Below are 11605 nucleotides of genomic sequence, written 5' to 3'. Positions count from 1 at the left end.
TTTCCTGGGGTTTTCGGGCAGAATCGGTGGTTCGGCCCTCCACGGGGAGGCCCCGACCGGTCCGCCCGGACCCATCCCAACGAGAGGGCAGCGTATGGCTGCCAGGTAGGAGGAACGAATGTCCCAGGAAGTCCTGATCGTCCCCAAACGCGATGTCTTCGGCAAGGCCGCCATCCGTGATCTAAAGAAGAACGGCCTGATCCCCGCCGTGGTCTATGGCCTCACCGAGCCCCCCGTCGCCATCGCCATCAGCCCCAAGGCCGTGGCCCGCGTGCTGGCCAGCGACACCGGCATGAACTCCGTGATGTTCCTCCAGCGCGAGGGCACCGACATCAAGCGCCACGTCATCATCAAGGACCTGCAGCGCGATCCCATCACCAGCCGCCTCCGCCACGTCGACTTCATGCGCGTGGACATGACCCTCAAGGTCCGCGTCAAGGTGCCCGTCCGCTTGGTCGGCACCGCCATCGGCGTGAAGGGCATGGGTGGCGTCCTCGACTTCGCCCACCGCGAGATCGAGATCGAGTGCCTGCCCAGCCTCATCCCCGCCCACATCGATGTGGACGTCACCAACCTCGCTGTGGGTGACGCCATCCGCTTCGAGCAGATTGTCCTGGGGCCCAACGTGGTCATCACCGGCGACGCCCACCAGGTGGTCTGCTCCGTCCACGGCAAGGCCGCCGAGGAAGAGCTCGTGGCCCCTGTCGCGGCCGCCGAGCCCGAGGTCGCCAAGAAGGGCAAGAAGGACGACAAGAAGTAAGCCCATCAGTCATTCATTCCTGCGCGGGCGCCGTTTGGCGCCCGTGTTGTATAAAGGCTCCTATGTGGACCCTTGTGCCGCTGGGTAACCCCGGCCCCGAATACCAGGACACCCGCCACAACCTAGGTCGCCTACTCCTACAGCGCTGGCTGGCGGACCGGAACCTCGCGCCCGTGCCCACGAAGCGCTTCCCTTCAGGCACCCTTTACCCCCTGACCGGCCAGCTTCAAGCCCTCGTCCCCACCACCTACATGAACCTGTCTGGCGAGGCCTGCCTACAGGCCTCGGCGGCGGGGATCTATCCGCGCCGGCTGATCCTGCTCCATGACGACAAGGACCTGCCCCTGGGCGTGGGCCGGTTCCGCCTGGACGGCTCGGATGGCGGCCACAATGGCCTGCGTTCGGTCTTCGAGTGCCTGGGCACCGAGGAGATTGCCCGGCTGCGCCTGGGCATCGGGCCCTTCGAGCGCCCCCTGGCCGACTTCGTGCTCGGCCACTGGACCGACCCGGAGTGGGAGCGCCTCGACGCTCTCGACGCCCCCTTCGCCCGGTTCCTCGAGTTGCTGAGCGCTGCCGAGACGCTAAGTGGTCTGGGAAACCAGGTGAATCCGGCGGGGTTTTGGAATCTGGTTCGAGATCCTGAGTGACAAGGGTCCTCTCCGGGGAGCCCCGCGCCAGGATCTAGGGGGCCCACCTGCCGCAGAAAGGGTGCACAACTGGCCCCCTCCGCCCCCCTCAGAGCAAGGCCGAGGATTGGACACTGGCGACGTCATTGATGGCCGGCGAAGGCTGTTGTAGCCGGGCCGCGGTGGAGGCACAGGGGGAATTGCGGGACGGGAAATCTATTGACGGTGGTCTGCTCGGGGATTGCCCGCAGCGCTCAGCAATACGTTTCGCGACATTTCGACGACATCGGTCTGCGAAATGGGCCATTTGAAACTCAATTCATTGACGGATCGACGATAGGCGGCCTAAAAGCATGACGATTCGTTGCAGGACGGAGAGGGTGTGAAATACAATTTCTACTTCCTCTTCATAGGCCATTCCGCATGAAAAAAGTCTGGTTCAATCTCTTTCAAAGATCCCGCTGGCTGGGTCTCCTGCTCCTCGTGTGCCTCTGGGCCTGTGGCGGTGGAGGCGGTGGCAGCAGCAACCCTGGGGGGTTCACCCTCACCAGCCACTCCGCCAGCTTCACTGCCAGGCAAGGTGGCTCCCCCGTGCCCGCTTCCCTGGTCATCAACATGCATGTCACGGGCACCAAGGTGGCCTATGTGGGGGCCGGAACCACCAACGGCACAAGCCTTCCCAGCTGGCTGGGAGTTGGCATGACTGGCGCCGGCACCGAATACGCAGTCACCATCACTGTCAACTCGACCCAGATGCCTCCAGCCACCTACACGGCCACCTTCCAGGTGGGCACGGGCGACGCCAATGGCAACATCCTGGAAACCCAGAACATCACGGTGACGCTCACCATCGCCGACGTCGTGGCCATCACCTCGCCCGAGATCACCCAGAGTTTCTTGTATGGCGGAGCCAGTGAGACCTCCAGCCACAGTGTGGCCATCCATGCACCCAGCCGAGATTGGACGCTGTCCAGCAGCGCAGCGTGGCTGCAGGTGCCTTCGGGCACGCTCAACGGCAACCAAACCATCGGCGTCACCGTGGATGCCAGCAGCCTTACGCCCGGCACCTACCACGCCACGCTGACCGCCACGGCCAAGCTCGATGCATCCGATACGGCCAGCCTCCCAGTCACCGTGGTGGTGTACGCCCCGACCTTGACTCTGAGTGGGACAACCCTGGTATTCGGCGGCAGCGACGGCCGGCTAGCCCTGACGGCCCAAACCCAGGCCTTCGCCCTTGGCTCCGGCAGCGCGTCCCACGCCTACACGGTGACGGCACAGACCAGCGGCGGGGGCAATTGGCTCAAAGTCAATCTCGGCAGCGGCCTCGTGAATAGCGCCGGCGCCTTGGTCCAGGTGTCCGTGGATCCAACGGGCCTGAGGAGCGGCACCTATGAAGGCGACCTGCAGGTCACGGTCCAGGTCAAGAGTCAGACTTTGCAGGCCACCCGCCATGTGGTCCTCAACCTGGATGCCAACCGCCTCGTGCCAGCCACCCTGGGCGTCGCCTTCAGCAAGCTTCCAAGCCACAGTGTGCTGACCCGCAGCATCTCGATCCTGTCCAACCTTGGGCGGACCAATGTGCCCTGGACGGCCACGTCGGACAGCGCCTGGCTCACCGTCACGCCTTCCGGTGTCACCGGCGGCGCCTTGACCCTCACCGCCGACCCGGCGGGCCTGGCCGCGGAGACAACACACTTCGCCACAGTGACCCTGGGATCCGGCGACGCCTCCGTGGAGAACCAGCCCACCATTCGGGTGGGCCTGCACATCACCTCCCATGACGCGTCGACGGTCACCCTCGACTATCCCGCCACCCATCAGGCTGCCAGCCCCGTGGAACCCCTGCTGGCACTGAACGATGGGGTTGCGCCCGAAGTCCGCCTCTACAACGCCTTCGACGGCACCCTGGTGCGCACCCTGAGCAACGTGGCGGCCGCTCCCGGGAACATGACCTTCAGCGAGGATGGTCGCATGCTGTTCGTGCACGACCCCACGAACCTGGGCGTGGTGGCCGTGGACCCGGTCGATGGCACGAAACTGCACACCTTCCATTCATCCGAATGGGTACAGGCGGTGACCGTCTTTCACCCTGCAGGCATCCCCATGCTCATCGTACCCGGTGGCATCGCCTACGACCTGACTTCCAACACGATCATCCTCAGCCTGAACCTCAACCTGCTTGGCAGTTCCCTCACCCTGAAGCCATCGCCGGATCAGACCATGTTGGTGACCCATTGGGGTGGCGCCATGAAGGTGGACTGGACCGCCCTGAACGGCGGCCTGCTGACCGCATCTTGGGGGGCCAACGCCCTCGATGTCTCCGGCCGTGAGGGGGAGGCCTGCTTCAGTGCCAATGGAGATCGGATCTACACCGCCAGCGGTGGCACCTACGATTTCCCCGCCACGGCCGTGGCCACAAACACCCTCATTCAGCGGCTGCCTGGCGCGCCCTACCCGAACGCCATGGTGAGTTCCTGGAACGGTCTGGTGGTCGGGGGGATCGACGGCTACTACGCCCTCCAGGACATCTTCTGCTACGACGGTCCTTCAGGCATTGGCCGCGGCAACCTGAGTTCCAACAGCTCGACCTATGCCTACCGCAGCCTCCGCCACCGAGGTCTGGCCCTCAGCGCGGACGGCCTCAGGGTATTCAGCCTGTTCCTGCCCAGCTCGGGCTCAGCCGGCGTCTACCTCCAGGACCTGCCGAGCAACTAATCCCAAGCAGTCGGGCCACCGCCTGTCGCTGGATCGTGGCGACGGGCAGTGGTTCCGGGTGGCCCGAGCTGCTCCGCAGGTCCCCCCTCCTCGCTTGGGCTGGGGTGGCCGCTCGTCAGGACTTTTCATTGATTTCAAGCTCTTTCCGGGCGAAACTGTTCCTTCGCGTCCTCCGCTGGAGGGCTCTTCCTTGCTCCCTGGAACACCAAAGGGGGCTTCACATCCACAAGGAGGACAGATGCGTCGCTACGAGACCATCTTCATCGCCTCCCCCACGCTGACGGACGAGCAGAGCGATGAGCTCGTCAAGATGTATGAGGGGATCATTGCCGAGCAGGGTGGCGAGCTGCTCAAGACCGACAAGTGGGGCCGCAAGAAGCTGGCCTACGAAGTCCAGAAGTTCAGCGAGGGCTACTACACGCTCTTCGAAATGAACGCCGGCCCGACGCTCATCGCCGAGCTCGAGCGCCGCTTCCGCAACAACGACGCCGTCATCAAGTACCTGAGCGTGCGCATGGACGTGGCCGAGAAGGCCGCGGGCCGCACCAAGCAGCGCATCGAGCGCGAAGCCAAGCGCAAGGCCCAGGCCGGCATCAAGGAACGTTCCGCTGAAGAGGTGATGGGATGAAGCGCCGCGCCGATGCAAAGAAGGGCAAGCCCAAGAAGAAGAAGGCTTTTGGGGGACGACGCGCCAAGTTCTGCAAGTTCTGCGTCGAGAAGTCCCTCATGATCGACTACAAGGACGTGAAGACCCTCCAGGCCTTCACCCCCGAGCGCGGCAAGGTCCTGCCCCGCCGCACCAGTGGCGTCTGCGCCGTCCACCAGCGCGAGCTGGTCGAGGCCATCAAGCGCGCACGGAACATTGCGTTCCTGCCCTTCGCCACCGACTAGTTCCGGCTCCAGAAGCATGCGCAAAGGGACCCGCTCGGGTCCCTTTGCTTTTCCAGACAGGGCCAGGGATTCGGAATTCCGCCGAAAGTTCCTTTTTGAAAGACTCCTCCGCATTGGTAGGTTGGAAGGGTACCGATCCGGAGGCCGCCATGCCCGTCGTGAACCCCACCCAATACGTGAAGATGCTCGAGAAGGCCAAACAGGAGAAGTTCGCCTATCCCGCCTTCAACGTCACCTCGACCGAGACGGCCAACGCCGTCCTCCTGGGCCTCAAGACCGCCGGCGCGGACGGCATCGTCCAGGTGTCCACGGGGGGTGCCGAGTTCATCAGCGGCTTGGGTGTGAAGGACATGGCCAAGGGCGCCATCGCGCTGGCGGACTACGTCCACTACATGGCCCAGCACTACGAGGTGAATGTGGCCCTGCACACGGACCACTGCGCCCCGAAGTATCTCGAAGGGTTCGTGTTGCCCCTCATCGCCGAGACCGAAGCCCGGCGCGCCGCCGGTCGTCCGAACCTGTTCAACGCCCACATGTTCGACGGCTCTGAGCTGGCCCTGTCCGACAACATCGTCAAGTCCGCGGAGCTGCTCAGGCGCTGCGCCGCCAGCGAACTCATCCTGGAAGTGGAGATCGGCGTGGTGGGTGGCGAGGAGGATGGCCACGACACCAGCCACGTGGGCAAGGACAAGCTCTACACCACGCCCGAGGACATGGTGGCCACCCACTCGGCCCTCGCCCCCATCGGCCGCTACATGCTGGCCGCCACCTTCGGCAACGTGCACGGCGTCTATAAGCCGGGCAATGTGGTGCTGAAGCCCAGCATCCTGCGCGATGGCCAGGCCGCCATCGCCAAGGCCTGTGGCGGTGCCAGCTCCCTGCTGGTCTTCCACGGCGGATCGGGCTCCAGCCTCGATGAGATCCACGAGACGCTCGATTACGGTGTGATCAAGATGAACATCGACACCGATACGCAGTACGCCTTCACCCGCGCCATCGCCGACCACATGTTCAAGAACTATGACGGTGTGCTCAAGGTGGACGGCGAGGTGGGCAACAAGAAGACCTATGATCCCCGCCCCTACATGAAGAAGGCCGAGCAGAGCATGGCCGACCGCGTCATCCGCGCCTGCCACGACCTGCGCTGCGCCGGCAAGAGCATGGGCCGGATCTGAAGGCTGGGGACACACTCGGCTTCTGAATAAGCCACCCCAGCGAACTCTCCTCAAATCTGGCGGTTGCGAATTCCCAATCTAGAGGTCGGCTGAAAGGGCCCAAGCGTCAGGCTCGCACCCGAAAGGTGCCCGGTCGCCCGATAGGTCGGAAATAATTGAATCCTCTGGTTACCTATGCCTTGGGCAAGCGGGTATATTCTGAGTCCACTTCCGATTCTCCTTCTAAATTCCCTCACCAGGTTGGTCTTGGATGAACCTGCGCTCCACGGCACTTTCTCTGGCAATCCTTTCGCCACTGCTGGCCTCTGGCTTGGCAGCCCAGGTGCCCGTCAAACCCGAGGATGATCGCCCGGACGACCTCCTGGACATCCTCAATACCCCCATCGTGAGCGCCTCCAAACGAGTCCAGAAGGCCCTGGAGAGCCCCCAAGCCATTGAGGTCATCACCCGATCGCAGATCCAGCGGATGGGCGTCTACCGACTGCAGGACGTGCTGCGCCAGGCCACCTCCGTCAGCCTGCTGGATATGGATCCGCAGAACACCTACGCAGGGGTCCGAGGGAACCTGACGGAGGGTTACCCCAAGAACATCCAGGTCCTCATCGATGGCGTGCCCTTCTACAACTCGGTGCGGGGTGCCGTGGACCTTGACAACCTGCCCATCCCCCTGGGCCTGATCGAGAAAATCGAGATCGTGCGTGGTCCCTCCTCCCCGCTATACGGTGCGGGGGCTGTGGGGGGTGTCATCGCCATCTACACACGAAAGGCCAGCGAACCGTCCTTTTCGGCCCACCTGGGCGTGGCGGAAGGAAAGCAGCACTACACCGGCGACCTGACCCACCAGCTAGGTCGCCTGAATCTGGCTTTCGGATTTGACGGGGGCTCCAGCCAGGACAGTGGCTTCCCCTATCGCCCCCTGGGAGCCGTGAGCGCCTTTCTGCGCCCGACCCCTGTCCAGGCCGAGCAGCTTACCCATGACGCTTCCCACCAGTCCAAGGGCTTGCTGCGGGGTGACTACAGCCTCGGGGCCACCATCCTTTCCTTCTCTGCCGGCGCATCCAAGAAGGTCACGGGTACCAACTTCGGGAGCGGCTTCGTCATCCCCTATGAACGCTTCGAAACCGAGTTCTCCAAGTTGGGCTGGCAGCAGACATGGGTCGGCAGCCTTCGGACAGAACTCACTGTCCATTCCCTCGGCCTCCGTTCCGTGACTGGAGATTTCCTCGCCCCTGAATCCACCTTGATCAATTACGACAGCAAGCAGGTGTCCTTCCAGGTCAACGCCGATCCCGCTGGGAATCTCCACCTCGTGGCAGGCTGGGATGCGCGCAACTCCAAGTCCTCGTCCGTCCTCGGTGGACCCATCAGGGGAGCCCGGGATCAGGCCTGGGGCATCTTTCTGCAGGGGGACTGGGAGTTCCTGCCCGCCTGGGCCATCAGTCTGGGTGGCAGATACGAGAAGGACTCCATGGGCGGAAGCCACGCCGCACCCCGGGCCATCCTGAGCTACAAACCATCGGAGAACAGCCATCTGCGCTTCGGTTATTACACGTCCGCCCGAAGCCCCCAGGTCCTAGAGGCTCGCATCTCAGCCACCACACCCTCGAGGATCATTCCAAACCCTGATCTGAAATTCGAACAAATCGACAGTATTGAACTTGGGTACCGTCAGGCCTGGCATGGCTGGACGCTCGACACCACGGTCTTCGAAATGACCTTCGATGACCTGATCGCACGCAGGACCGTGCTCCCCACGCCGCCCCCATCGGGCACACGACAGTATGTGAACATCTCGGGCCAGTCCAAGAACCGAGGGATTGAGTTGATGCTGCAGAAAACGCTGGGTCAGCTGACCCTGGGAGGCAATGCCACCTTCCTGTCCTTCAAAGACAAGGACCACCTCGATTACGTCTACACCGCCAAGGAGACGGCAAACCTGTTCGCCAGCTTTGTCCAAGGAAGCCTGAACGGTTATGCCGGGCTCCAATACATCGGTGGGCATCGGATCGGGAACTACCTTGGGACCCCCACCTTCGAGGAGATCGGTGCACGTTTGCGAGGGCAGGTGAACCTCAACTGGGACCTTTCGAAGCACCTGACCCTCTCGCTTTACGGCCTCAACCTCGGCGGTCAGCACGATGCCAAGGGTGCCGGAGGTGCCTTGCAGTCCCCCATCCTCCGAGGCACCAGCCGTGAGGTTGGCGCCTCGATCGGCCTCCATTGGTAGGAGTGGAACGGGCGACGGAGTTGAATGTGCTTCGATCTTGGCTGAGACATGGTCTGACGATGACCCTCGCTTTTGCCTTCAGGGCGAGTGGGGTTCTTGTCCTCAGCTCCAGCCTCTTCGCCAATTCAGCGATGCTGAATGCAGAGGGGAAGACCGAGAGTGAAGTCCGTGCGGCATTCCTCGTGGTCTTCGCCAAGTACACCCAATGGCCCGACCGCATCCTGTCTGCAGAGGGTGAAGATTTCGTGGTGGGAGTCCTGGGCGACGACCCCCTGGTGACCGCCCTGAAGGCCCTTCATGACGGCCGGGTGATGGGGCGGAAGCTGGTCGTCAAGCGATTCAGCACCCCCGCTGACGTCCAGAGGTGTCATGTCCTCTTTTTCCCAAAGGGACAAGAACAGCACTTCCCGGGAATGCGGGACAAGCTTGCCGCGCAGTCGGTGCTCACGGTCGGGGAGACACCCCGTTTTTGCGAGCTCGGCGGCGCCCTCGGCCTGGTAGAGGAATCGAGTCGACTCCGGTTCATCGTTAACCTCACTGCCCTTGAGCAGGCTCATCTCCGAGTGGAGCCCAAGGCCCTGAGGTTGGCCAAAAGCATCATCTCCAAACCATCGGCACAGCCATGAGGTGGATGAGCCCGCTGTCCCTTCATCGAAAGCTGGTCCTGGGGATCATGCTCACGGCAGGTTTGGCGCTCCTGCTGGCCTTGGGGGCCTTTCTGGCCATCGAGGCCACGAGCTCCCGTGAATCGGCCCAAAGGGAGCTGGCCGTCTTGGCAGATGTCCTGGGGGAGGGAGCCACGGCCTCCCTGGAATTCCGGGACGCCCAAGAGTCCGAGCGCCTCTTGGCTTCACTAAGGTTTCAGCGCCCAATCGAGATGGCGGTCCTCTTCGACCGGAACGGGCAGCCCTTCGCGCACTATCGCCGGGAAGGTATATCCGCGTCCCGCCTGCCCCTCCGCCCCCCCAAGGCTGGCCGCGCCTTTGAGGACGGAGGCTACCATCTGTCCCATCCCATCGTCCGTCAGGGGGAGTTTCTCGGGACTCTGTACCTCAGGTCGGACCTCTCCTACGTCTATGCCCGGATGCGCTGGGGACTGCTGGTCGGGTTTTCCCTCACCCTGATGATCGCGGGAGGCGCCTTGGCCTTCGCGCTCCGGGTGGGTCGCGTCGTGGCGGATCCCATCTTGCGATTGGTCGATGTGGCTCGCCGGGTCGCCGAGCATGGTGATTTCGGCGATCGGGTGGTTCGGGAGAGTCAGGACGAAGTGGGCCTTCTGGTTGATGCTTTCAACCGCATGCTGGACGAACTGCGGGCTCGCCAGTCAAGGCTGCTGGAGGCCCAGCAGATGGCGCACCTTGGGAACTGGATGGTCGCCCCTTCCACCCATCAGGTGGAGTGTTCAGAGGAAGTCCTCCGGGTGTGCGGAGTCAATCAACTGCCAACCACCCTGGAAGGCTTCCGGCCACTCATTCATCCGGAGGATCTCCCTCAGGTCCAGGGAGCGCTCCAGGCCGTCCTCTCCAGGGGCGAGTCCCTCTCCCTGGATCATCGGCTCAGCCTCCCTGACGGGTCCACCCGCTGGGTGCATTCGACGGCAGCCACCTTCCGGGAGGCCTCGGGCGAGTTGGTGCTGCGCGGCACCCTCATGGACATCACGGATCGGAAGCAGGCGGAATTGGCCCTTCGGGCAAGCGAGCATCGTCTCAACGAAATTCTCAATTCCATCGATGCCTACATCTTCATCAAGGATAGGAATTTCCGATTCACTTATGTGAACCGCAAGGTCTGCGAGCTCTTCGGTCTGCCCGCTGAGGAAATCGTTGGCAAGGACGATTCCGCCTTCTTCTCGGGTCCCTCGTTGACGGAGATCCAGCAATTCGATCGCCGGGTCATCGAGCAGGGCGAGACCATTGCCACCCAGGAAACGAATCTCAGGCCTTCCGACGGGAAGCCACGCACCTTCTGGTCCGTGAAGGTCCCCCTGAAGGATCAGGAGGGTTCGATCTATGGCCTCTGTGGCACGTCCACTGACATTACAGCGCGCAAGCTGGCCGAGGATGAGAGGGAGAGACTGCAGAACCAACTGCAACAGGCCAGCAAGATGGAGAGCCTCGGAAGCCTAGCCGGAGGGGTCGCCCACGACATGAACAATGTCCTCGGCGCCATCCTCGGCATGGCTGAGCTGGGCATCGAAGATCAGCCCGAGGGCAGCCAGGGATACCGGTCCCTGGACACCATCATGCGGGCGGCTCAACGCGGTGGAAAGATGGTCCAGAGCCTGCTCAGATTCGCCCGCCAAAGTCCCGCCGAGCTGCAAGAGCTCGAAGTGAACACCATTCTGCGGGAGGAAGTTCATCTGCTGGAGCGCACCACCCTTGCCAAGATCCGCTTGGACCTTGAGCTGGCCGAAGACCTGCGCCCCATCCGTGGCGATGCCAGCGCCCTGACCCACGCCTTCATGAACCTCTGTGTCAATTCCGTGGATGCCATGCCTGAGGGCGGAACGCTGACCCTGCGCACCCGGAACGTGGACAACCACTGGATCGAGGTCGGCATCGAGGACAACGGGACGGGAATGCCCAAAGAAGTATTGGATAAGGCCCTGGATCCGTTTTTCACCACCAAGGGGATCGGAAAAGGGACTGGGCTGGGTTTGTCCCTGGTCTACAGCACCGTCAAATCCCACCAAGGGCAGTTGGAGCTTCAGAGCGAACCCGGAGTGGGCACCCGTGTGAGGATGCGGTTCCCATCCTGCGATATCACGGCCCCGACCGAGGCGGCACTGGAGGATCCTCTCCCCACGTGCGCCCAGAGGGCCCTGCAGGTGCTCCTGGTGGACGACGATGACATCCTCCGGGGCGCCCTCACGGCGATCTGCAAAAAATTGGGTCACAGCGTGACGGCTGTTTCCAGCGGCGAAGAGGCCCTGGCGGTGCTCGAGACGGGGGCTGAACCGGATTGGGTCCTCCTGGACATGAACATGCCCGGCTTGGGCGGGGCTGGGACTCTGCCGCGCCTTCGTGCCATCTGCCCACATGTCCCGGTCCTACTTGTCACAGGACGGGCAGACCAGGCCGCAATCGACCTGGTGGGGAGCCATCAAGGCGTCACTCTGCTGGCCAAACCCTTCAGTATTGGGACGCTTCAGCAGCACCTCGACTCCCTCGGGGGGGCGATTTCATGAAGGCCCTACCCGCCAGCCTCG

Annotated in this window: 9 protein-coding genes; all 9 read left to right on the top strand. The window is 63.1% G+C overall.

The features are described 5' to 3' along the window. Window positions 1–118 precede the first annotated feature (118 nt). The 9 genes from WAS25_RS01635 (at window position 119) to WAS25_RS01595 (ending at window position 11584) form a co-directional block, all read left to right on the top strand. Window positions 119–760 (top strand): 50S ribosomal protein L25, encoded by a 642-nt coding sequence (locus tag WAS25_RS01635; RefSeq protein ID WP_422309661.1) that lies wholly within the window; start codon window positions 119–121, stop codon window positions 758–760. A gap of 62 nt (window positions 761–822) precedes the next feature. Beyond that, window positions 823–1407, top strand: coding sequence for an aminoacyl-tRNA hydrolase (gene pth, locus WAS25_RS01630; protein WP_422309659.1), 585 nt, complete (start codon window positions 823–825; stop codon window positions 1405–1407). Between the two features lie 570 nt (window positions 1408–1977). Next, window positions 1978–4104, top strand: coding sequence for a BACON domain-containing protein (locus WAS25_RS01625; RefSeq protein ID WP_422309657.1), 2127 nt, complete (start codon window positions 1978–1980; stop codon window positions 4102–4104). 238 nt (window positions 4105–4342) lie between these two features. After that, window positions 4343–4732, top strand: a complete 390-nt coding sequence (rpsF, locus tag WAS25_RS01620; RefSeq protein ID WP_422309655.1) for a 30S ribosomal protein S6 — start codon at window positions 4343–4345, stop codon at window positions 4730–4732. Beyond that, complete coding sequence (gene rpsR / locus WAS25_RS01615) at window positions 4729–4995, top strand: 30S ribosomal protein S18 (protein WP_422309653.1); 267 nt, start codon at window positions 4729–4731, stop codon at window positions 4993–4995. The genes rpsF and rpsR overlap by 4 nt, the downstream gene beginning before the upstream one ends. 149 nt (window positions 4996–5144) lie before the next feature. Then, window positions 5145–6170 (top strand): class II fructose-bisphosphate aldolase, encoded by a 1026-nt coding sequence (fbaA, locus tag WAS25_RS01610; protein WP_422309651.1) that lies wholly within the window; start codon window positions 5145–5147, stop codon window positions 6168–6170. A gap of 250 nt (window positions 6171–6420) precedes the next feature. After that, window positions 6421–8397, top strand: a complete 1977-nt coding sequence (locus tag WAS25_RS01605) for a TonB-dependent receptor plug domain-containing protein (protein WP_422309649.1) — start codon at window positions 6421–6423, stop codon at window positions 8395–8397. Between the two features lie 26 nt (window positions 8398–8423). Continuing rightward, window positions 8424–9023 (top strand): YfiR family protein, encoded by a 600-nt coding sequence (locus WAS25_RS01600; protein WP_422309746.1) that lies wholly within the window; start codon window positions 8424–8426, stop codon window positions 9021–9023. A gap of 5 nt (window positions 9024–9028) precedes the next feature. Continuing rightward, a complete protein-coding gene (locus WAS25_RS01595; protein WP_422309647.1) occupies window positions 9029–11584 on the top strand; it encodes a PAS domain-containing protein in 2556 nt (851 codons plus the stop codon). Window positions 11585–11605 lie beyond the last annotated feature (21 nt).

Source organism: Geothrix sp. (assembly GCF_049292215.1).
In the GTDB taxonomy this organism is placed as follows: domain Bacteria; phylum Acidobacteriota; class Holophagae; order Holophagales; family Holophagaceae; genus Geothrix.
Note: the sequence above shows the minus strand (reverse complement) of the source record. Positions and strands in the feature narration are given on the sequence as shown.